Here is a 22,403-nt window from a genome sequence, read left to right as displayed (position 1 = left end):
GAGGAACGGACGGGACCCTGTCGCCGAGGCGAGGGGGTCCCGTCCGTCCGGGGCTCCCGCGACGGATCGCGGGAGGGGAGCCGAGGTCAGTCGGCGAGGATGAGGTACAGCGCGCGACGGGTCTCGTCGAGCTTGGCGGACGCGGCGGCGCGCTGCGCCTCGGTCGCTCCGCGGAACTGCTGCACGACGCCCATCAGCTTGCCGACGTTCTCCATGAAGGCGCGATCGGCGTCGCTCGCGCCGGGGGTGGCCTCCCAGGCCGCGTCGAGCTCGTCGGCGTGCTCGCGCACGTAGGTGCCGCCCGCGTCCGTGAGCTGGTACTCGGTGCCGCGGCCCTCGCCGACGGCCGTGATGAGGCCCTCGTCGACGAGCTGCTGGAGGGTGGGGTAGACGGAGCCGGGGCTGGGACGCCACGATCCGTTCGTCTTCTCGGCGATGGCCTTGATCAGGCCGTAGCCGTTCGAGGACTTCTCGGAGAGGAGGGAGAGGAGGGCCGCGCGGACGTCACCGCGTCGGGCGCGTCCTCCGCCGCGGCCGAAGGGGCCGCCGAAGCCGGGGCCGAAGCCGGGGCCGAAGCCCGGGCCGAAGCCGAAGCCGGGCCCGAAGCCGCGGCCGTGACCGCCGGGTCCGCGGCGCTGTCCGCGGCCGGGGTGCTCGTGGCGGGAGGAGTGGTCGCCGTCGCACGAGTCGCGGCGGTCGTCGGAGAAGAAGGTCCTGGAGTTCATGGGTGTGCTGCTCTCTGTCGTGAGGGGATCCCTTTCGATCGGATCCGGTCGCCCGTCGGGAGCGGCTGCTTCCGATCTGTCGGCGATGCAGTAACGATATATCGGTGAAGGATCGGATGTCAACACCTGAATTGCCCGTAGCCTGGGAGCTCCCCGTCGATCGAGAGGTCCCGCATGCCGCTTCCCGACTCCGAGCTCGAGGCGTACCTCGACTCCTCCCTCCTCGCCGGGGACGTCCTCACCGGCCGCGCGAGCAACCTCGGCAACCTCCGCGGCCTCGCCGCCCGCGAGCCCGCGCACCTCTACGGGGTGGACGTGGCCGAGGACTGGACGCTCGAGAGACTGCTCGCGCTGATGGGGGAGCGCGTGGGGATCAGCACCGACCCCTCCTTCGAGAGCGGGCAGGACCGGATCGACGCCCGCTTGACGGTCGCGGGGCTCGCCCGCTACCGCGACCGGTTCGCCGCCGCTGTCCGCGAGGGGGCGCTCCTCCTGTTCGCCACCGCGCACCCCGCGACCCTGATGGACGTCTACCGCCGCTTCGCTGCTGCCGCGACGGAGCGGGGCGCTCGCGTGATCGACGTGAACGCGCTCCCGTTCGCCGCCCCCGACAGGATCCGCGTTCCTCTCGCGGACGAGCACCAGGCCCTGTGGTGCACCGGCGGGGTCACCTGCGTCTACCGCGGGGGAGGGCTGCAGCACACGCACTCGCCGGAGCCGATGGACGCGCTGCTGGACCGCCTCGACGAGCTCGGCATCCGCCCCGACCTGGTCGTCGCCGACCACGGCTTCGCGGGCGCGGCCGGCCGGCGGGGGCTGCCGGTCATCGCGATCGCCGACTGCAACGACCCGGCGGTGTTCGTCGCCGAGGCGCAGGGCTCGATCGAGGTGGTCGTCCCGATCGACGACGGGCTGGCCGTCCATCTCTACGAGCCGGTGATCGACTTCGTCCTCCGCGCCCTCTCGGAGCCCGCGCGCACCTGACGGCTCGTAGAATCGCCTTCGGCTCGTCGCGATCCCGGATCCGACGGGCCGACCGTTTTCGCGAGTCCCCGCGCTCGCCCACCACTGCAGACGGAGCATCCGTGACCCAGCCCCACGACGGCCTCCTCCCGCGCTTCGCCGTCGGCGTCGACATCGGGGGGACGTCGATCAAGGCGTCCCTCGTCGACGTCACCACCGGCGAGCGGGCGGCTCGGCGCTTCGCGGTCGCGAACCCGCTGGGCAAGGAGCCCGAGGACTTCGCCGAGGCGATCGCCGGCATCGTCCGGGACGTCTCGCCGATCGCGGGCACGCCCGTGGGCGTCGGCTTCCCCGGGATCGTCCGCGGCGGCGTCGTCCGCCAGACCACCCACGTCTCGCAGCGCTGGGTCGGGCTCGACGCGCAGGCCCTCCTCTCGGAGGCGACCGGGGTCGACGTCGTCGTCGTCAACGACGCGGACGCGGCAGGAGTCGCCGAGCGCGAGTTCGGGGCCATGCGCGGACGCGAGGGCCTCCTCCTGCTGACCACCCTCGGCACCGGCATCGGGACGGCGCTCGTCCACGAGGGCGTGGTGATCCCCAACTCCGAGCTCGGTCACCTGCACATCGACGGTCCCGACTTCGAGCCGAAGGTCGGCTTCTCGGCCGTCCGGCGCGAGGGCATCACCCTCGAGGAGTGGGCGGGTCGCCTCAGCGTCTACTACCGGCACCTCGAGATGCTGCTCTCGCCGCAGCTGTTCGTGATCGGCGGCGCGGCGGCGCACGTCTTCGACGAGTTCGCCCGCTTCCTCGACATCGGCACCGAGATCGTCCCCGCCCGCTTCGGCAACGACGCCGGATTCACGGGCGCCGCGATGGTCGCCGTCTCGCCCGACCGCCTCGCGCCCTGGTACCGCTCCACCCGCGGCGCCCGCCTCGACCCCGGGGCCCCCGCCATCGCCGATTGACACCCGTCCCTGCACCGAGGGAATCCCGACCCGTCGTGGCATTCCGAAGGCGCTGGGTTCATCGAGGGTCCGCCGTTCCCTCAGCGGGCCGACAGGCCGCGGTAGACGGCGTCCAGCCGGGCGGCGGCGGCCGGCCAGGAGTGGGCGGCCGCCCAGTCGACGCCGCCGCGGCCGAGACGCGCCAGCTCACCGGGCGAGCCCAGCATGGTCAGGATCGCCTCGGCCCACGCCGCGGGGGAGTCGGAGTCGAGCAGCACTCCGCTCCCGCCGTCGCGCACCGCGTCCACCAGGCCGGTCGTCCTGCGCGCGAGCACGGGAGTGCCGCTGCCGGCCGCCTCGAGCGCGATCAGCCCGAAGGTCTCGGCCGCCGAGGGCACGAGCGCCAGCTGCGCGCTCCGGAGCCGCTCCGCCACCCGGTCGCGGTCGGCGGCCCCCTCGATCAGCACGCGGTCTCCCAGCGGAGCCGCCACGGCGCGCACCGCGTCGAGGTACGACTCCCGGCCCGGTGCCGCCCCGCCCACCAGCCGCAGCACCGGCCGCTCCGCCGGCGCCATCGCCGCGAGCGCCTCGACCGCCAGCAGCTGCCCCTTGAGCGGCTGCACCCGGCCGATCAGGACGACTCCGGAGCGCTCGCCGCCGCCCGGGCGGAACCGCGCGTCGACTCCGGGCGGCACCACGACGACCCGGTCCGGATCCGCGCCGTACCCGCTGACGACGTCCTCCCGCTCCGAGGCGCCCGCCACCACGATCGCGTCGGCGGAGGCGAGCACGGAGTGCTCCGCGTCGATCCGCTGCTGCGGCTCCGCGACGTCGCCCGGGGCGAGCCGGGCGTTCTTCGCGAGCGAGCCCGAGTGCATCGAGTGCACGTGCGGCCTGCCGGTGAGCGCCCCCGCGAGGCCCGACACCCAGTAGTGGGAGTGCACGACGTCGGCCCCCTCCGCGGCGCGCGCGAACTGCGGCGCCGCGGCCGCCAGCGCGTACTTGTCGCCCGCCGGCACCGGCACGCCGACCACTCGCACACCCGGCGCGAGCATCCGGACGCCCTCGCCGCGGGTCAGCACCTCGATCTCCCAGCCGAGCGCAGCCAGCTCCGGGAGCACCGTCGCGAGGTACACGTTCATCCCGCCCGCGTCGCCCGTCGACGGCTGCTCGAGCGGGGAGGTGTGCGCCGAGACGACGGCCAGACGGGGCATCCCTCCATCGTAGGGACGGCCGTGCGTCCTCCACGGATCCCGGCCCGCGGCTCGCAGCGCCTCCGGAATCGGGTTGAATAGACGGATGCGCTCGTTCGAGCGCGGAGAGCGTGAGGTCCATGGCCCGCCAGAGTCCCCCCGGTGAGGTGCTGCCGTCGGCCGCACCCGGGCCGGTGACCGCCGGCCACGAGCCCTTCTCCGAGCAGGACATCCGCGCCCTCGTCGGAACCGCCGCCGTCGAGAAGGGCACCGCTTACGCGGACGAGGGCCGCGTGCGCGAGCTGCAGTGGTTCGGCGGCCGCACCCGCCTCTTCGGCCAGGTCCGCGGATCCGGGCGCTCGCCGTACGCCGTGAGCGTGCAGCTCCGCGACGAGGGCGAGCACTGGACCCTCCTCGGCGGCGCCTGCAGCTGCCCGGTCAAGCACGAGTGCAAGCACGTCGCCGCCGTCCTGATCGAGGCCCTGCGCCGCGAGCGCGAGGGCGGAGTGGCCGGTCCCTTCCCGGGCGAGGCCGCTGTCGACGCCGTCCCGGAGTGGCGCAGCGCGCTCGCCCCGCTCCTCGCCGGCGCGGAGCGCTCGCACACCGGCATCCCGCTCGGCCTGCAGTTCGAGCTGCTGCCCGGCGAGCCCGTGCGTCGCCCGCCCGGCCGCTACAACTCCTACCGGCCGCCGCCCGAGCCGCGCCCGCGCCTGGGCGTGCGCCCGGTGCGGATGGGCGACCGCGATCGCTGGGTCCGCACCGGCACCAGCTGGCGCGACCTCGGCTACCTGCACTACAGCCACGACTACGACGAGCGCCAGATCGACGTGATCCGCGAGATGCAGGGCCTGCTCTCCGGGCACAGCGCCTCCAGCTACTACTCGCCCGACACCTGGCTCTACCTCGACCAGTGCCGGAGCGAGGCGATCTGGGCGGCCCTGCACGGCGCCGTCCGCGCGGGCATCGGCCTGGTGATGGGCGACCGCGACCAGACGCCGCTGAAGATCCTCGACACAACGGCGACCGCCTCCATCGACGTCACGCGCACCGCCGCCGGCCTCGAGCTGCGCTCGCTCGTCGCGATCGGCGACCACCCGGCGCCCGAGGAGTTCGGCTTCATCGGCGACCCGGCCGTCGGCCTCTACACGTGGGAGGGCGGCGACGAGATGCGCGCCCGCCCGGTCACGCTCATCCCGTTCGCCGCGCCGCTGCTGTCCTCCGCGCGCACGTTCCTCTGGAGCCGCGAGGCCATCCGCATCCCGGTGGCCGAGGAGTCGGCGTTCCTCACCGAGCACTACCAGCGGCTGCACCGGCTGTTCGACATCGTCTCCCGTGACGGCTCCTTCGAGGCGCCGGCGGTGCCCGAGCCGCGCCTCGGCCTCACCCTCGAGCACACCGACGGCGCGGGCCTGCGCGGCTCGTGGTGGTGGCGCTACGGAGTGGAGGGAGCGCGCGGCGGCGTGGACGCCGAGCGGCTCCCGCTGCGGGTCGGCGAGGACGCGGGCTACCGCGACCCCGAGGCCGAGCAGCGGATCCTCGACTCCCTCGTGGGAGCGGGTCTCGACCCGGAGTCGACGCCCGCCCTGGTGTCCCCGTCGAGCAGGCGCCTGCGCCCCACCTTCGACCTGCGCGGCATGCAGACCGTCGGCTTCCTCACCGGCGAGGTCGAGCGGCTCCGCGAGCTCGGCACCGTCGAGATCGAGGAGATCGGCGAGCGCGTCGAGTACCGCGAGGCGCAGACCGCCCCCGTGGTCGCCGTGCAGACCGTCGCCCAGCCCGACAGCCGCGACTGGTTCAACCTCGAGATCTCCGTCACCGTCAACGACGAGGCGGTCCCGCTGGCCGAGATCTTCCTCGCGCTCGCCCGCGGCGACGAGTACATGGTGCTGCCCAGCGGCGTCTACTTCGCCCTCGACGACGAGCGGTTCGGCCGCCTCCGCGAGCTGATCGCCGAGGCCCGCGAGCTCTCGGACGACCCCGGCGAGACCCTGCGGATCAGCCGGTTCCAGTCCTCCCTCTGGGACGAGCTGGTCGAGCTGGGCGTCGTGGAGGCCCAGGCCGCCGCCTGGCGCCGCTCCGTGGAGGGGCTCTCCGGCTTCACCGCGACCGGTGCGCTGGAGTCGCGGGTCCTGCCCGAGGGCTTCGCCGTGGAGCTGCGGCCCTACCAGCAGCTCGGCTACGACTGGCTCTCGTTCCTCTACGACAACCAGCTCGGCGGCGTGCTCGCCGACGACATGGGCCTGGGCAAGACCGTGCAGTCCCTCGCCCTGGTCACCCGGGTGATGCAGGAGCAGCGCGCCGCGGCCGCGGAGGCGGGCACCTCGCCGCGCCCGTTCCTCGTCGTCGCGCCCACCAGCGTGGTGCCCAACTGGGTCGGCGAGGCCAAGCGCTTCGCCCCGGACCTCCGCGTCGTCGGGATCGACGAGACGTCGAAGAAGAAGCGGAAGGCGCTCTCGAGCGTCATCGGCGAGGCCGAGCTGGTCGTCACCTCCTACGCCCTGTTCCGGCTCGACTACGAGTCGTACTCGGGCATCCAGTGGTCGGGGCTCCTCCTCGACGAGGCGCAGTTCGTCAAGAACCGCCAGTCGGCGACGCACCAGCTCGCGCGCCGGCTCGACGTGCCCTTCAAGCTGGCCATCACGGGAACGCCGATGGAGAACAACGTGATGGAGCTCTGGTCGCTGCTGTCGATCGTCGCTCCGGGCCTGTTCCCCTCGCCCGCCGGGTTCGTCGAGTTCTACCAGAAGCCGATCGAGCGCGAGGCCGACAGCGAGAAGCTCTCGCAGCTGCGGCGGCGCATCCGCCCGCTGATGCTGCGGCGCACCAAGGAGCTCGTCGCCAAGGAGCTGCCGCCCAAGCAGGAGCAGACCCTCGAGGTCGAGCTCGGCCCGAAGCAGCGGAAGGTCTACGACACGTACCTGGCGCGGGAGCGGCAGCGCGTGCTGGGCCTGATCGGCGACTTCGAGAAGAACCGCTTCGCGATCTTCCGCGCGCTGACCGTGCTGCGCCAGGTCGCGCTCGACGCGGCACTGGTCGACGAGGCGCACGAGAGCGTGCCCTCGACCAAGCTCGACCTGCTCGACGAGCTGCTGGGCGACGCCCTCGGCGAGGGGCACCGCGTGCTGGTGTTCAGCCAGTTCACGCGGTTCCTCGGCCGGGTCCGCGGCCGGCTGGACGCGGCGGGCATCGAGTACGCCTACCTCGACGGAGCGACGAAGAAGCGCGACGAGGTCATCGAGCGGTTCCGCTCGGGCGCGGCGGGCGTGTTCCTGATCTCGCTCAAGGCCGGCGGCTTCGGGCTCAACCTCACCGAGGCCGACTACTGCATCCTGCTCGACCCGTGGTGGAACCCCGCCACCGAGTCGCAGGCGGTCGACCGCGCGCACCGCATCGGCCAGACCCGCTCGGTCATGGTCTACCGCCTGGTCGCGAAGGACACGATCGAGGAGAAGGTGATGGCCCTCAAGGAGGCGAAGGCCGCGCTCTTCGCCGCGGTCATGTCGGACGACGGCGCGGCGGCCACCGGCGGGATCACCGCCGAGGACGTGCGCGAGCTGCTGGGCTGAGCGCCGCCGCTACTCGCGCACCTGCTCCAGCAGGGTCGTGACGGCGGCGCGGGTGTCGGCGGCGAGCCGTCCGAGGCGGTGCGCGGCACGGATCGACACCGGCCGGTACGGGTGCACGAGCCGCCGGGCCGCCGTGCAGGGCAGCGCGAACGCCGCGACGACGCCCGCGTCGATCCCGTCGAGTCCGCCGTCGTCCCGGCCGAAGACGAGCTCCCGGCCCTCGCGCGCGAGAGCCTCCGGCAGGTCGGCCTCGCCGATCGGGAGGCGCAGCACGGCGAGCAGGCCGGCCGCCTGCACCCGGCGCGGCAGCGGGCGTCCGAGGCGTCCCGCCGCGTGCACCGTGAAGAAGTCGGCCTGCCGCTCCAGGATGCCCGTGACCGTCTCGGCGAGGCGCTCCATCTCGGGGTGCAGCGAGAGCCGGGCGAGCCGGCGGTAGCCGTGCACCGCGACCCGGGCGTCCACCGCGAGGGCCAGCGCGACGGGGCCGGCGAGGGAGGCCGCGGCGCGGTCGAGGAGCGGGCGCGACCTCACCGTCGGCTCCGGCGGGCGGATGTCGATGCCGCGGATCTGCGGCGAGGCCGCGAGCACGTCGCCCAGGGCGTCGGCGATCCGGTGCCGCTCGGCGGCCCAGACGGACGCGAACGCGCGGACCTGCTCGTCGGGGTGGGCGCGCGCGAGGGGGAGCACCCGGGCCACGGTGGCGTGCTCGATCGCCCGCAGGTACGCGGTAGCGACGATGGCCTCGCGGTCCAGCGGCACCTCCTCGAACTCGCGCACCGAGAAGTGCTCGCGCAGGGCGCCGTGCGCGCTGCGGTGGTGGTCCTCGAGGTCGAACGGTTCCGCGATGCCCACGTCGTGCTCCTCCGCTAGTCCGGTCCCTCCATCCTGGGCCCCCGGTGCGAGAGGCGGAAGAGCACGCGCCCATCCCTGGGACACTGGGAGCCGGTCATCAGGCGGCCGGGGGAGCAGGGCGGGATGAGCGGGGCCCGGACCTCGGCGATCGGCGCCGTCCTCCTCGCCGCCGTCTGCTTCGGCACGACGGGGACCGCCCAGGCCCTCGGAGCGGCGGGCGTGGATCCGCTCCTCCTCGGGGCGGCGCGCATCGTCCTCGGCGGCGCCCTGCTGGCCGCTCTCCTCGGCGTGGAGGCTCTGCGCCGGCGGAGCCGCTCCCGCCCGACCCGCGCCGTCGTGCTGCTCGTCGTGCTCGGAGCGGTCGGCGTCGCCGCGTACCAGCCCGCCTTCTTCACCGGCACCGCGCAGAACGGCGTCGCGGTCGGTACGATCGTCGCCCTCGGCTCCGCTCCCGCCTTCACCGGCCTGCTGGAGTGGCTCGTCCTGCGGACGACCCCGGGCCCGCGCTGGTTCGCCTCGACCGCGCTCGCCGCGGTCGGCGTGGTGCTCCTCAGCGGCGGCGGATCCGGCGGCGTGACGCTCCCCGGCCTCGCCGCCTCGGCCGGCGCCGGCGCCTCCTACGCGCTCTACGCCGTCTGCGGCAAGCTGCTGCTCGAGCGCGGGCTCAGCCCCGTCGCCGCCATGGGAGCCCAGTTCGGGGCCGCGGCGCTGCTGGCGCTCCCGTTCCTGCTGCTGGGCGATCCGTCGCGGCTCTCCGGCTCGATCCCGGCCGTGCTCTGGCTCGGAGTGGTGACGGTCGCCGTGGCCTACACCTTCTTCGCGCGCGGCCTGCGAGCGCTTCCCGCGGCGACCGTCTCGACGCTCACCCTCCTGGAGCCGGCGACCGCGACCCTCCTCGGCGTGGCGGTGCTGGGCGAGCGGCTGACCGCGGGAGCCGTCCTGGGCGTCGCGGTGCTGGTGGCGGCGGTGCTGCTGCTGGCGGTGCGGGGGCGCGGCCGTTCCGGTGCGCGGAGAGAGGCGCCGGCGCGCTCCGCGGAGTAGCGTCGAGTCCCACCGACCCGACGACGAGGCGGAGCGCATGACCAACCCGTGGCTGGCCCGCCCTGGCAGCGGTCGGCGGCGCGCGCTGGTCGAGGAGTCGTGGGAGCGCGCACGGCGGCGGCGCCTCGATCCGGACCGGCTGACGGCACCGCTCTCGTTCTCGGGAGACGACCTCCGCGAGTACCGCACCGGGCATCCGCTCGCCTCGGTCCTCCCGGTCATCCGCCGCCTGCTGGTACGCGACGCCGACGAGGACAGCGGCGTGCTGGTCGCGGTGGGCGACGCGCTCGGGCGGCTGCTCTGGATCGACGGGGACCAGCACCTCAAGAGCCTCGCCGAGGGGATGTCGTTCGTCGAGGGCGCCGCGTGGGCCGAGCCCGACGTCGGGACGTCCGCGCCGGGGACGGCCCTCGTGCTCGATCACGGCGTGCAGATCCACGGCGCCGAGCACTTCGCCTCGCTCGTGCACCCGTGGAGCTGCACCGCAGTCCCCGTGCACGACCCCGAGACGCACGAGATCCTCGGAGTGATCGACATCACCGGAGGCGCCGACGTCGTCGCCCCGCAGACCCTCCCGCTGATGGAGGCGACCGCCGCCGCCGTCGAGAGCGAGCTGATGGTGCAGCGGCTCCTCCGCCCGCGGCGGCCCGCTGCACGGAGCACAGCGGCGGCCCGGGCGCCGAGCCTGCGGGTCCTCGGGCGCGAGACGGGCCTGGTGACGGCCGCCGGAGCGACGCTCGAGCTGAGCACCCGGCACGCCGAGATCCTGACCCTGCTCGCCTGGCACCGGGCCGGGCTCTCGGCCGAGCAGCTCGCCCTCCTGCTCCACGGCCGGGACGACGCGGTGGTCACCGTCCGCGCCGAGATGGTGCGGCTGCGCCGCGCGCTCGAGCCGACCCTCCCGCGCCTGGTGCCCCTCTCGCGCCCCTACCGCCTGGCGAGCCCGGTCGACCTCGACGCCCGCCAGGTGCTGGGCCTGCTCGACCGCGGCTCCCACCGCCTCGCCCTGGACGCGTACCGGGGCGCGCCGCTGCCCTCGTCCGAGGCGCCGGGGATCCGGGCGATCGCCGGCGAGCTGCGCCTGCGGGTGCGGGCGAGCGTCCTCGCCGATGCGGCGCCCGCGACCCTCCTCGCCTGGGCGGAGGGCCCTGACGGCCGCGACGACGCGGAGGTGTGGCGGGAGCTCCTGCGCGTCCTCCCGCCCCGCTCGCCGCGGCGTGCCGGTGTCGCCGCGCACCTCGAGACGATCGAGGCGGAGCAGCGCTGAGCCGTCCCGTCCGCTCCCGGGAGTCCCGCCGGAGCCGTCCGGCCGCGGAACCGTCTCGCTAGCCTCGACGCATGAGCACCCTCGCACCACCTCCCCGGGCCCTCGCGAGCGGAGTCGCGGGGGGCCTGCTCCTGATGGCGGTCTTCACGATGTGGTGGGCGAGCGACACCACGGTCGGCTGGCCGGCTCCGGCGGCGACGACCGCCGTGACCGTCTGCGCGCTCGCGGCCGTGGTCTTCGCCGTGCAGGCCGTCCGCCTCCTCGTCGCCCGGCGGAGGATGGCGGTGGAGCTCACCGACGCCGACCGCGCGGCGAAGCCGAACGGTCTGCTGTTCGGGGCGGTCTTCGCCGCGGAGGGCGTGCTGATCGGTGTCGCGGTGGGCGTCCTCACCGGCACCGGGCTCGAGCGGTTCCTCGTGCCGGCCATCGCCGTGATCGTGGGCCTGCACTTCTACCCGATGGCGAGGATCTTCGGCCGGACCCTCGACCTCTGGCTCGCCACCTGGACGACGCTGGTCGGAGCGATCGGAGTCGTCGTGGTCCTCGTCGACGGCTCCGCCTGGCCGCAGGTGTGGTCCTGGGTCGGCGCGGGGGCCGCAGCGGCCACGGTGACCTACGGCGTCTACATGAGCCGGATCGCCCAGCACCTGCTCGCGAGCGTCTGAGGTCCGGGCCGCGGGGCCCTCCTCCTCGGGCGGCCGCGTCTCCGCCCGGCCGGTCCGGTCTCCGTCCTCGCCGCTCCCGCCGGTGCGTCGACCCGTGCAACGTCGTGCAACCCCCCGCGACGTAGCGTCAGGACCGGGCGCCCACCCCGCGCCCACGACAACGACGTCGATGGAGGTCCACATGACGCTGTACGCCGACCAGGTCGCCGAGCAGGCACCGCAGGAGCCGGGTTCCACGGTCTACGCGAATCCAGGTACGGAGGGATCCGTCGCCTCCTTCCGCTCGCGCTACGACCACTACATCGGAGGCGAGTACGTCGCCCCCGCGAGCGGCCAGTACTTCGAGAACATCACCCCGATCACCGGGAAGCCCTTCTGCGAGATCGCCCGCGGCACCGCCGCCGACGTCGACCGTGCCGTCGAGGCGGGCTGGAAGGCGTTCGCGAGCTGGGGGAAGACCAGCCCCGCCGAGCGCTCGAACATGCTCCTGAAGATCGCCGACCGCATGGAGGCGAACCTCGAGCTGCTCGCCGTCGCCGAGACGTGGGAGAACGGCAAGCCCGTGCGCGAGACCCTCGCCGCCGACATCCCCCTCGCCATCGACCACTTCCGCTACTTCGCCGGAGCGATCCGCGCGCAGGAGGGAGGCGTCTCCGAGATCGACCACGACACGATCGCGTACCACTTCCACGAGCCGCTGGGCGTGGTCGGGCAGATCATCCCCTGGAACTTCCCGATCCTGATGGCCGTGTGGAAGCTCGCGCCGGCGCTCGCCGCGGGCAACTGCGTGGTGCTGAAGCCGGCCGAGCAGACGCCGGCGTCCATCCACGTGCTGCTGGACCTGATCGGCGACCTCATCCCCGCCGGTGTGCTCAACGTCGTCAACGGATTCGGGTTCGAAGCGGGCGCCCCGCTCGCCTCCCACCCGCGCATCCGCAAGATCGCCTTCACCGGCGAGACGACCACCGGCCGCCTGATCATGCAGTACGCCAGCGAGAACCTCATCCCGGTGACGCTGGAGCTGGGCGGCAAGAGCCCCAACGTGTTCTTCGCCGACGTCGCCGCGGAACGCGACTCCTTCTACGACAAGGCGCTCGAGGGCTTCTCGTTCTTCGCCCTCAACCAGGGCGAGGTCTGCACCTGCCCGTCGCGGGCGCTCGTGCAGCGCTCGATCTACGACGACTTCGTCGGTGACGGCCTCGAGCGGGTCAAGCGGATCAAGCAGGGCAACCCGCTCGACACCGCGACGATGATCGGCGCCCAGGCCTCGAACGACCAGCTCGAGAAGATCCTCTCCTACATGGACATCGGCAAGCAGGAGGGAGCGAAGCTGCTCATCGGCGGCGACCGCGCCGACCTCGGCGGCGAGCTCAGCGGCGGCTACTACGTCAACCCGACCGTGTTCGAGGGCCGCAACTCGATGCGCATCTTCCAGGAGGAGATCTTCGGACCCGTCCTCGCCCTCACCTCCTTCGACGACTTCGACGACGCGATCGGCATCGCCAACGACACCCTCTACGGCCTCGGCGCCGGCGTGTGGAGCCGCAACGGCGCCCAGCTCTACCGCGCCGGCCGGGCCATCGAAGCCGGCCGCGTCTGGTCGAACACCTACCACCAGTACCCCGCGCACGCGGCATTCGGCGGCTACAAGCAGTCGGGCATCGGACGCGAGAACCACAAGGTGATGCTCGACCACTACCAGCAGACGAAGAACCTCCTCGTCTCCTACGCGGAAGGACCGATGGGCTTCTTCTGAGCTGGTTCGCACGGGCTCCTCGTTCCTCGTCGCCCGTGCCGCGGTCGGCTCGCCGACGTGGCCGGGTGGGGAGGAACGGGGAGCGTTCGCACCGAGACGGATCCGCTGGCACGCGGATCCGTCGTTCGGTGCTCGGCCCTTCGGGCGAGGCACCTGGCGGCGCGCGGAAGGACGGTGCTCGGCCCTGCGGGCGAGGCACCTGGCGGCGCGCGGGAGAACGGTGCTCGGCCCTTCGGGCGAGGCATCTGGCGACGCGCGGGAGAACGGTGCTCGGCCCTGCGGGTGAGGCACCTGGCGGCGCGCGGGAGAACGGTGCTCGGCTCTTCGGGCGAGGCATCGGACGAGGGGGCGCCCCCTCATGTTGATCGAGTAGTCCGCGCTGCGGCGTATCGAGATGCCGCCCGGAGGAGCGTCCGCCGTCAGCGGTCGGGCGCATATAGACATTCCGCACAACGAGCGAAGGAGCACCACCCATGACCTCCACGAGGGTCGACGTCACTGCGGAGGCGGCAAGCATGCTCCGCCGGATGACGGCGCTGCACGGGCCGCTCATGTTCCACCAGTCGGGCGGATGCTGCGACGGCAGCTCCCCGATGTGCTTCCCCGCCGGGATGTTCCGCACCGGCGCCTCGGACGTGCTCGTCGAGTCGCTCCGGCTTGACGGCCTGGACCCGATCGACTTCTGGATGTCCCGCTCCCAGTTCGAGTACTGGAAGCACACCCACCTCACCGTCGACCTCGTCGACGGGCGGGGCAGCGGATTCAGCGTCGAAGCCCCCGAGGGCAAGCGCTTCATGATCCGCAGCCGACTGCTCACCGACGACGAGCTCGTCGAGTTCGGGCTCCTCCCCGCCGGAGCCGTCGGGCCCTGAGCCGGCTTCCCTGACCCGTTCCCCCTGACCCGTTCCCGCCGCAGATCCTCGCCGACCGGCGACATCCCGGTCCAGCGGTGTCAGCCGCCCGGAGCAGGAGCGGGCGGCGCCTTCCCCGTGCTCAGCTGCACGCCCACCACCGATCCCTTGTCCACGCGGGTGCCCGCGGCCGGACCGGTGCCGGCCACGGTGTTCATCGGCTGCGTCGAGTCGACCTGCGACGTCGCTCCGGGAGTGAGCCCTGCTGCGGTCAGCGCCTGTGCGGCGGAGTCGCTGGTCCGGCCCGACAGGTCCGGCACGGTGACCTGCGGCGCCGCGATGAGCGACTGGTCGGCCTGCGGGAAGTCCGAGCCGCCGTAGCGGGAGTCGATCGCCGTCATCAACGGCTTCCAGATCCGGTGGCGTGCCGAGGGCGCCCAGCCGCTGTCGAAGTCGATCGAGTCGAGGTTCACCCTCGAGCCGTCCGCGCGTGCCGAGATGCTGCCGACCCAGACCGCGAGGGAGGTCTCGGTCGAGGCGCCGATGGCCCAGGTGTCGGCGGAGTTGTCGGTGGTGCCCGTCTTGGTGATGTGCTGGATGCCGTTCTTCGGATCGTCCTCGACACCCGTGCCCTCGGCGGTCACCTTGAGCATCGTGTACTGCATCGCCGAGGCGACCCTCGACGACACCGCCCGGCTGCAGGTCGTCTCCACCGGCTCGATCTCGCGGCCGTCCGCTCCGACGATCGCCGTGATCGCGACGGGGGTGCAGGTCGTGCCGTTCGCGGCGATGCCGGAGTATGCGGTCGCCATGGTGAGCGGTGCGATCTCGTTGGTGCCGAGGACCGCTCCCGGCGACTGCACGAGCGCGGTCCCGTCCGCGCGGTGCACTCCGAAGGCCTCGGCCTGCTTGCGGATCTCGCACTGGTCGAGCAGGTGCGACATCCCGGTGAAGCCCGTGTTCAGCGAGTAGATCGTCGAGTACAGCGCCGTCTGGGTGTCGGTGTAGCCGCCGTCGCCGGCGTTCTTGGGGTTGTAGGAGTCGTAGTCCCAGGTGCCCTCGCAGCTGTCGGCGAAGCCGGTCCAGTTCTTCTGCTTCGAGTCGAACTGCTCGAGCAGGGTGTGCCCGCGGTCGAGCCACTCGGCGAGCGTGAACACCTTGTAGGCGGAGCCGGTCTGGAAGCCGTTGCCGCCGCCCGCGGACGCGTCGACGTTGAGGTTGATCGCCGAGAACTCCGGCCCGCTCGCGATCACGTCCGGGTCCTGGCTGTAGCGCTTGTTCTGCACCATCGTGAGGATGCGCCCGGTGCCGTTCTGGACGGCGACCGCCGTCGCCCCGACGTCGAAGCGCGGATCGGAGGAGGGGACCTGCTCGTCCATCAGCTCCTGCGCGGTCCTCTGCAGATCGAGATCGATCGTCGTGTAGACCTTGATCCCGCCCTGCTTGATCGCCGCGTAGCGCTCGTCGTCGGTCGCTCCGAGCGCCGGGTCGTCTCGGAGGACGTGGGTCACGTAGTCGCAGAAGTAGGCCGCGCTGTCGGCCGTCTGGCAGCCGGTGGACGGCGGGGTGATGTCGGGGGTGATCGCCTCGGCGGCCGCGGCGTCGTGCGCGGCCTGGTCGATGCTCCCCGTCTCGAGCATCCGGTCGAGGATGTAGTCGCGCCGATCCCGGGTCTGCGCGTAGCCGTTCGCTTCGCCGTTGGCCGTGTCGTCCGGACGGTCGAAGCGGAACTTCTCGGGGTTGTTCACGATGGCCAGGAGCGATGCGGACTGCGCGAGGGAGAGGTCGGCCGCCGGGATGCCGTAGTAGTACTCCGCCGCGGCCTCGATGCCGTAGACGGTGCCTCCGAACAGCGCGATGTTGAGGTAGCCGAGGACGATGTCGTCCTTCGAGGACACCTTCTCGAGCCCGATCGCGAGCCGCATCTCCTTGAGCTTGCGCTCGGCCGTGGTCGCCGTCGCCTCCGCGTACGCGCGGTCGCGGTCCGCCTCGTCCGGGATCGACTCGGCCTTCTGCACCAGCACGTTCTTCACGTACTGCTGCGTGATCGACGAGCCGCCCTGGGTGTCGCCGTCGAGGAGGTAGGTGCTGGCGATGGCGCGGAGGGTGCCCTGCAGGTCGATCCCGCCGTGGTCGTAGAAGCGCGGGTCCTCGCTCGCGACGAGCGCGTCCTTCACGGAGTCGGCGATCCGGTCGGCCGGCACCTCGATCCGGTTCTGGTCGTAGAAGGAGGCCAGCAGCGTCGGATCGTCCGGGTCGCCCGCGTAGACGTCGCTCTTCTGCATCAGGCGCCCGACCTCGAGGTAGCTCGGGAGGGACTGGAACGCCGAGATGGTGCCGGAGGTCGCCGCGCCGGTGAGCGCGGCGGCGGGGGCGACCACGAGCGAGGCGAGCAGACCCGCCAGGACGCTGACGATCACGAATCCGAACAGCGCGCCGAGAACCCCGTGGACGGTTCGACGGGGCTGGAAGACGGGGACGTTCGGTCGCTTCAGGATGGATCCTCTCGCTGCACCAGCACCCTAGGCGAGGCCTGCGACATCCCCGACGAGGCGCGCCACGGCCGCGCCGGACGCCCGTCCGCCCGGAGTCGGCGCGACGGCGCCCGCGCAGGCCCGGCGCCTGCGACAGCAGAAGGGGCCGACCCCGGAGGGATCGGCCCCTTCACGGGACGGGCGACGCCTCTACTCGATCAGGTCGCCGTTCAGGTCCGAGATGTCGTTCGGATTGGCCGGAGCCTTGCCCGTGCTCACCTGGAGGGGGATCACCCCGCCGGCGACCGCCGTCTCCTCCGCGCTCGGCGTCGTCGACACGACGGAGCCCTCAGGGATCGTCGCGGAGTCGACCGACTCGTGCATCCCGACGACGAAACCGGCGGCGGTGAGGATCGCCGTGGCGCTCTCGACCGTCTCGCCCGTGACGTCGGGGACCTCGGAGTTCGCCGCCGATCGCGGCGAGTACGCAAGCATCGAGGCCGGCGGTGCCGTGAAGTCGTCGCCGCCGTACTTCTCGTCGAGCGCCGTCATGATCGGCTTCCAGATGGCGTGCCGGGCGTTGGAGGCGCGGATGGTGCCCTTCTCGCCCGTCAGGCTGATGAAGCGAAGGTTCTGCTTGGTGTTGTCGGCGAAGCCGTTGATGCTGCCGACCCAGACCGCCAGGGAGGCGGCCTTGCTGGCGCCCGCCGTCCATACGTCGGCGGCCTCGTCGGTGGTGCCCGTCTTGCCGATGTGCTCGATCCCGTCGAAGGGGTTCGAGGCGTAGGCCGTTCCGGAGGTCATCACCCGCTGCATCGCGTACTGCATCCCTCGGGCGACCTCGGGCGACACGGAGGGCGTGCACGCCGATGCCGGGGCGGCGACGGCGTTGCCCTCGCTGTCGGTGATCCGGTCGATGACGATCGCCGAGCAGGTCGTGCCGTCGTTCGCGATCCCCGCGTAGGCGTTGGCCACCGTCAGGGGCGCGATCTCGTTCGTCCCGAGGACCGAGGCCGGCCCGTTGGCGAGCTCGCGGCCGTCGGCGCGGTGCATCCCGAACGACTCGGCGGTGGTGCGGATGTCGCAGAGGTCGAGCTGCTGCGCCATTCCCATGAAGCCGGTGTTGATCGAGTTCGTGGTCGCGCCGAGCGCGCTCATCGAGCTCGCGTCCTCCGACGGGTCGTCGTTGCGAGGCGAGAACTTGCCGTAGTAGCCGCCGTCGCCCTCGACGTTGCACTTCTGGGGGTAGGAGCTGAAGCCGGAGGTGGGGGAGGCGAACGACTCGTTGACGGTGTGCCCCGCCTTCAGCCACTGCGCCAGCGTGAACACCTTGTAGGTCGATCCGGTCTGCACGCCGGAGCCGCCGCCCATGCTGAGGTCGACGTTGAGGTTGATCGCGCTGTAGCCGGGGTTCGCGGCGAGGAACTGCTCGTCCTGGCTGTACTGCGTGTTCTGCACCATGGAGAGCACGCGGCCCGTCTTCGCCTCGACGGAGGCGGCCGTCGCGCCGACCTGGAAGCGCGGGTCGACGGAGGGGATGTAGGCGTTGAGCGCCGCCTGCGAGACCTGCTGGATGTCGAGGTCGAGGGTCGTCACGACGTCGAAGCCGCCCTGGCGGATGCGCTGATAGCGCTCGTCGTCGGTCGCCCCGAAGACGGAGTCGTTGCGGAGGACGTTCAGCACGTAGTCGCAGAAGTACGCGGCGTTGCCGGCGGTGGTGCAGCCGGTCGAGGGCTCCGTGATGTTCGGGGTGATCGGCTCGGCGACGGCGGCGTCGTGCGCGGCCTGGTCGATCCGGCCGTGCTTGAGCTCCTCCGAGAGGATGTAGTCGCGGCGCTCCTTGGTGGCGGCGTAGCCGTTGGCGGCGCCGTTCGCCTCGTCGCCCGGGTTGTCGAAGCGGAACTTCGCCGGGTTGTTCACGATCGCCAGCAGCGCGGCCGCCTGCGAGGTCGAGAGCTGGCTCGCGGGGATGCCGTAGTAGTAGTTCGCCGCGGCCTCGATGCCGTAGACGGTGCCCCCGAAGAGGGCGATGTTGAGGTAGCCGAGCAGGATGTCGTCTTTCGACGCCTCCTTCTCGAGGCCGATCGCGAGGCGCATCTCCTTGAGCTTGCGCTCGGGGGTCGGGTCCGTCGCCTCCTGGTAGGCCTTGTCGCGCGCGGCCTCGTCGGTGATCGACTCCGCCTTCTGCACCAGGACGTTCTTCACGTACTGCTGCGTGATCGACGACCCGCCCTGCAGGTCGTCGCCCGTGAGCGTGACGGCGATGGCCCGGAGCGTGCCCTGGAGGTCGATGCCGCCGTGCTCGTAGAAGCGCGGGTCCTCGCCGGCGACGGCCGCGTCCTTCGCGGACTGCGCGACGTCGTCCCAGCCGACCTCGACGCGGTTCTGGTCGTAGACGGAGGCGAGGAGGGTCGTCCCGTCGCTCGCGTAGACGTTGGTGCGCTGCATCAGCTGGCCCACGTCGAGGTAGCCCGGCAGGTTCTGGAACATGCCGATCGTGTTGCTCGTCGCCAGGCCCGTCAGCGCGAGGGCCGGCGTGACGCCGACGGTGATCAGGACGCCCGCCACGGCGCTCATCCCGATGAACCCCATGACCGCCCGCAGCGACATCCCGAGCGGCCGGACGGAGCGGCGGGATGCAGTGGGAAGTGCCATGGAGCGGTCGTCCTTTCGACGCGGCGCCGGGCCGCGGAGATGTGAGGGAGGGTGGCGAGAAGCCTCGCGAGCAGTCGCGCGATCCCCCGGGTTCATGGTACGTGACGGGTGCGCCCGCGGGGCGTCCTCCTCCCGGTGGAGATGAGGAGCTGGCGGGTGATGCGCAGGAGCGGGCGCGTCCGGAGTGCTGACCTCGGGTCGATGCATCCGTATCGTGGGGGGAGCGCCGCTCCGAGGGGCGCTGCAGCACCCGTTCCACCCACCGCTCCGGGGCCCCGGGCGGCCGGCCCCGGCAGAAAGCGCACACCATGGCACGCATCCACGACGACGTGACCCAGCTCGTCGGCAGGACCCCTCTCGTCCGCATCAACCGGCTGGAGGGCGCCGACCAGGCGACGGTCCTCGCCAAGCTCGAGTTCTACAACCCCGCGAACAGCGTGAAGGACCGCATCGGCGTCGCCATCATCGACGCGGCCGAGGCCTCCGGCGAGCTGCACCCCGGCGGGACGATCGTCGAGGGCACGAGCGGCAACACCGGCATCGCGCTCGCGATGGTGGGCGCCGCCCGCGGCTACAAGGTCGTCCTCACGATGCCCGAGACGATGTCCGTCGAGCGCCGGGTCCTCCTCCGCGCCTACGGAGCCGAGATCGTGCTCACCCCCGGCAGCGAGGGCATGCGCGGAGCGGTCGAGCGCGCCCGCGCGATCGTCGACGAGACCCCCGGCGCGATCCTCGCCCGCCAGTTCGAGAACGCCGCCAACCCCGAGGTGCACCGCCGCACCACCGCGGAGGAGGTCTGGGAGGACACCGACGGCGAGGTCGACGTCTTCGTGGCCGGCATCGGCACCGGCGGCACCATCACCGGAGTCGGCCAGGTGCTCAAGGAGCGCAAGCCCGGTGTGCAGATCATCGGAGTGGAGCCGATCGACTCCCCGCTCCTCACCCAGGGCACCGCCGGTCCGCACAAGATCCAGGGCATCGGCGCCAACTTCGTCCCCGCGATCCTCGACCGCGAGGTCTACGACGAGATCATCGACGTGACGCTCGACGACTCCGTGCGGGTGGCCCGCGAGATGGCCGCGCAGGAGGGGATCCTCGGCGGCATCTCCTCCGGCTCGATCATGTGGGCCGCCCTCGAGGTCGCGAAGCGCCCCGAGAACGCGGGGAAGACCATCGTCGCCATCGTCTGCGACTTCGGCGAGCGGTACATCTCGACCGTCCTGTACGAGGACCTCCGCAGCTGAGCCCCTCGAGACGAGGCGGGACGCCCCGCTCCGGACGCGACGGTCGGCCGGAGCGCCGCGTCCCGTCCGGACCGGAGCGTCCCGGGCTCCTCGCCCTGCTCCGCGAGGACGTCCGCACCGCCCGGGAGCGCGACCCCGCCGCCCGGAGCGCGGTGGAGGTCGTCCTCTCCTACCCGGGAGTGCATGCGGTCTGGGTGCACCGCGTCGCGCACGCCTGGTGGCGGCGGGGCCTCCGCCTGCCCGCCCGGCTGCTCAGCCAGGCGGCGCGCGCGGCGACCGGAGTGGAGATCCACCCCGGTGCGACCATCGGCCGGCGTCTGTTCATCGACCACGGCATGGGCGTCGTCATCGGCGAGACCGCGCGGATCGGCGACGACTGCATGCTCTACCACTCCGTCACGCTGGGCGGGAGGTCGGCCCGGCGCGAGCGTCGGCACCCCACGCTCGGCGACCGGGTGGTCGTCGGCGCCGGCGCGGTCGTCCTGGGCCCGCTCGTGCTCGGATCCGACGTCAGCGTGGGCGCGAACGCCGTCGTGGTGAAGGACGCGCCCGACGGGGCGGTGCTCGTCGGCATCCCGGCCCGCGATCTGCGCGATCAGGGCGGGGAGGAGGACCCGCTCGCCGAGTCCGGCCGCTCCACCGGCCCGGCGGGACGCGTCTAGCCGGCGACGCTCAGTCGTCGCCCCTCGGCGAGATGTCGCGCGGGGCGCTCTTGATCTGCGCGAAGGCGTCCAGTGCGTGCGCCCGCGTCTCCTTGAGGTCGACGAGGGGCGCCGGGTAGCCGTCCGCGCCTCCGGTCAGCGTGTCCCCTAGCGTCCACGGCTCGTGCACGGCGGCGCCCTCGACTCCGCCGAGCTCCGGCACGTTGTGGCGGATGTACTCGCCGGCCGGGTCGAACTTCCTCGACTGCGTGACCGGGTTGAAGACCCGGAAGAACGGCGACGCATCGGCTCCCGAGCCCGCGACCCACTGCCAGTTCGCGGCGTTGCTCGCTGGGTCCGCGTCCACCAGGGTGTCCCAGAACCACTCCTCGCCCACCCGCCAGTCGACCAGCAGGTTCTTGATCAGGAACGACGCGGTCACCATCCGGACCCGGTTGTGCATGTAGCCGGTGCTCCAGAGCTCGCGCATGCCGGCGTCCACCAGGGGGTAGCCGGTGCGCCCCTGGTGCCAGGCGTCGATCGCCTCCTGGCCGGGGCGTCCCCACGGGAAGGAGTCGAACCGGGTGTCGAAGTTCGCGGTCGCCAGATCCGGCCAGTGGAACAGCAGGTGGTAGCAGAACTCGCGCCAGAGCACCTCGGAGAGGAACCGGTCGCTGCCGTCGCCGCGGTGCAGGCCCTTCGCGTGCGCCTCCTCCAGGGCGTGCCACACCTGGAAGGGGCTGATCTCGCCCCACCTCAGGTGCGGGGAGAGGTTCGAGGTGGCGTCCTCCGCCGGCCGGTCGCGACCGTCGGCGTAGTCGTCGAGCTGCTCCGCGAGGAACGCGCGCAGCCGGTCGGCCGCCGCCTTCTCGCCGGGGACCCAGCGCTCGCGCAGCCCTCCCGCCCAGTCGGGACGCGTGGGCAGCAGCTCCCAGTCGTCGAGGGAGTCGGAGGCGATCTCTCCCGTGACGCCGTCGAGCGAGCGGGGGCGGGGGAGCGGCGCGCGCGGCGTCGGCTTGGCGCGGCAGGCGCGGGCGAAGGGCGTGTAGACGGAGTAGGGGCCGCCCGCGCCGGTCTGCACGGTCCACGGCTCGAACATCAGCGAGCCCTGGTGGCTCTCGGCCTCGAGGCCGCCGTTGCGGAGCGATTCCTTCACCGCCGCGTCGACGGTGCGCTCGGCCCTCCCGTAGCGGCGGTTCCAGTGCACGGCTCCGGCGCCGATCTCCTCGGCGAGCTGGAGGACGACGGCCTCGGCCGGCCCGCGGCGCAGGATCAGCGGGGCGCCGTGCTCGCGCAGGTCGGCGGCGAGGGCTGCGAGGCTGCCGTGCAGCCACCAGCGGGAGGCGCCCCCGAGCGGACGGATGCCCGCCGACTCCTCGTCGAGCACGTAGCAGACCGCGACGGGGCCGCCACGGTCGATCGCGGCGCGCAGAGCGGGGTTGTCGGCCAGGCGCAGGTCGTCGCGGAGCCAGACGAGGGTGGGGGAGGTGTCACTCATGGTGACCACCATGATCCGCGAGTCCCGCGCCGCGGCGAAGACCTGGCCGGTCGCTGCGGCCCGTGCTA

At 72.7% G+C, this 22,403-nt stretch carries 16 protein-coding genes; 10 read left to right on the top strand and 6 right to left on the bottom strand.

The window, feature by feature from the left end; translation table 11 throughout:
* Window positions 1-86: 86 nt before the first annotated feature.
* Window positions 87-725: a PadR family transcriptional regulator gene (locus C5C50_RS03130; protein WP_104272804.1), complete on the bottom strand. Its 639-nt coding sequence runs from the start codon at window positions 723-725 to the stop codon at window positions 87-89.
* Between the two features lie 174 nt (window positions 726-899).
* Here C5C50_RS03130 and C5C50_RS03125 point away from each other — a divergent pair, with 174 nt between their 5' ends.
* Together C5C50_RS03125 and C5C50_RS03120 are read left to right on the top strand one after the other, a co-directional pair.
* Window positions 900-1,709: a phosphatase gene (locus C5C50_RS03125; RefSeq protein WP_104272803.1), complete on the top strand. Its 810-nt coding sequence runs from the start codon at window positions 900-902 to the stop codon at window positions 1,707-1,709.
* 101 nt (window positions 1,710-1,810) lie between these two features.
* Entirely contained in the window at window positions 1,811-2,653 is an 843-nt protein-coding gene (locus C5C50_RS03120; protein WP_258061252.1) for an ROK family protein, read from the top strand.
* Window positions 2,654-2,733: 80 nt separating this feature from the next.
* On the opposite strand, the gene C5C50_RS03115 is transcribed toward C5C50_RS03120, so the two are convergent.
* A complete protein-coding gene (locus tag C5C50_RS03115) occupies window positions 2,734-3,846 on the bottom strand; it encodes a glycosyltransferase (protein WP_104272802.1) in 1,113 nt (370 codons plus the stop codon).
* Window positions 3,847-3,965: 119 nt separating this feature from the next.
* Between C5C50_RS03115 and C5C50_RS03110 the strand changes: the two genes are divergently transcribed.
* The gene (locus C5C50_RS03110) at window positions 3,966-7,391 is read left to right on the top strand and encodes a DEAD/DEAH box helicase (protein WP_104224188.1); all 3,426 of its coding nucleotides are present in this window, start codon (window positions 3,966-3,968) and stop codon (window positions 7,389-7,391) included.
* Between the two features lie 9 nt (window positions 7,392-7,400).
* Here C5C50_RS03110 and C5C50_RS03105 read toward each other — a convergent pair whose 3' ends face one another.
* Window positions 7,401-8,243: a hypothetical protein gene (locus C5C50_RS03105; protein WP_104225933.1), complete on the bottom strand. Its 843-nt coding sequence runs from the start codon at window positions 8,241-8,243 to the stop codon at window positions 7,401-7,403.
* A gap of 123 nt (window positions 8,244-8,366) precedes the next feature.
* Here C5C50_RS03105 and C5C50_RS03100 point away from each other — a divergent pair, with 123 nt between their 5' ends.
* From C5C50_RS03100 to C5C50_RS03080, 5 genes are all read left to right on the top strand, one after another.
* Entirely contained in the window at window positions 8,367-9,284 is a 918-nt protein-coding gene (locus C5C50_RS03100; protein ID WP_104247015.1) for an EamA family transporter, read from the top strand.
* Between the two features lie 37 nt (window positions 9,285-9,321).
* Window positions 9,322-10,551 carry a GAF domain-containing protein gene (locus C5C50_RS03095; RefSeq protein WP_104224191.1) on the top strand — a complete coding sequence of 410 codons (1,230 nt, stop codon included), beginning with the start codon at window positions 9,322-9,324 and terminating at the stop codon, window positions 10,549-10,551.
* A 71-nt stretch (window positions 10,552-10,622) separates the two neighbouring features.
* Window positions 10,623-11,216: a hypothetical protein gene (locus C5C50_RS03090; protein WP_104247016.1), complete on the top strand. Its 594-nt coding sequence runs from the start codon at window positions 10,623-10,625 to the stop codon at window positions 11,214-11,216.
* Between the two features lie 181 nt (window positions 11,217-11,397).
* A complete protein-coding gene (locus C5C50_RS03085; RefSeq protein WP_104233506.1) occupies window positions 11,398-12,972 on the top strand; it encodes an aldehyde dehydrogenase family protein in 1,575 nt (524 codons plus the stop codon).
* 473 nt (window positions 12,973-13,445) lie between these two features.
* The gene (locus tag C5C50_RS03080; protein WP_104233437.1) at window positions 13,446-13,844 is read left to right on the top strand and encodes a DUF779 domain-containing protein; all 399 of its coding nucleotides are present in this window, start codon (window positions 13,446-13,448) and stop codon (window positions 13,842-13,844) included.
* Between the two features lie 80 nt (window positions 13,845-13,924).
* Here the strand turns inward: C5C50_RS03080 and C5C50_RS03075 are convergent, their stop codons facing one another.
* Together C5C50_RS03075 and C5C50_RS03070 are read right to left on the bottom strand one after the other, a co-directional pair.
* Window positions 13,925-16,243, bottom strand: coding sequence for a transglycosylase domain-containing protein (locus C5C50_RS03075; protein WP_104272801.1), 2,319 nt, complete (start codon window positions 16,241-16,243; stop codon window positions 13,925-13,927).
* A gap of 264 nt (window positions 16,244-16,507) precedes the next feature.
* Complete coding sequence (locus tag C5C50_RS03070; protein ID WP_159939720.1) at window positions 16,508-18,952, bottom strand: penicillin-binding protein; 2,445 nt, start codon at window positions 18,950-18,952, stop codon at window positions 16,508-16,510.
* 308 nt (window positions 18,953-19,260) lie between these two features.
* On the opposite strand from C5C50_RS03070, the gene cysK reads away from it, so the two are divergent.
* Together cysK and epsC are read left to right on the top strand one after the other, a co-directional pair.
* Complete coding sequence (gene cysK / locus C5C50_RS03065) at window positions 19,261-20,196, top strand: cysteine synthase A (protein WP_104237779.1); 936 nt, start codon at window positions 19,261-19,263, stop codon at window positions 20,194-20,196.
* A gap of 95 nt (window positions 20,197-20,291) precedes the next feature.
* Complete coding sequence (gene epsC / locus C5C50_RS03060; RefSeq protein ID WP_104262415.1) at window positions 20,292-20,858, top strand: serine O-acetyltransferase EpsC; 567 nt, start codon at window positions 20,292-20,294, stop codon at window positions 20,856-20,858.
* A 10-nt stretch (window positions 20,859-20,868) separates the two neighbouring features.
* Here the strand turns inward: epsC and C5C50_RS03055 are convergent, their stop codons facing one another.
* Window positions 20,869-22,335 (bottom strand): deoxyribodipyrimidine photo-lyase, encoded by a 1,467-nt coding sequence (locus C5C50_RS03055; RefSeq protein WP_104272830.1) that lies wholly within the window; start codon window positions 22,333-22,335, stop codon window positions 20,869-20,871.
* Between the last annotated feature and the right edge of the window lie 68 nt (window positions 22,336-22,403).

It is taken from the genome of Rathayibacter sp. AY1D9, assembly GCF_002932395.1.
Lineage (GTDB): Bacteria > Actinomycetota > Actinomycetes > Actinomycetales > Microbacteriaceae > Rathayibacter.
The sequence above is the reverse complement of the archived record's forward strand: the minus strand, read 5'-3'. Positions and strand labels throughout refer to the sequence as shown.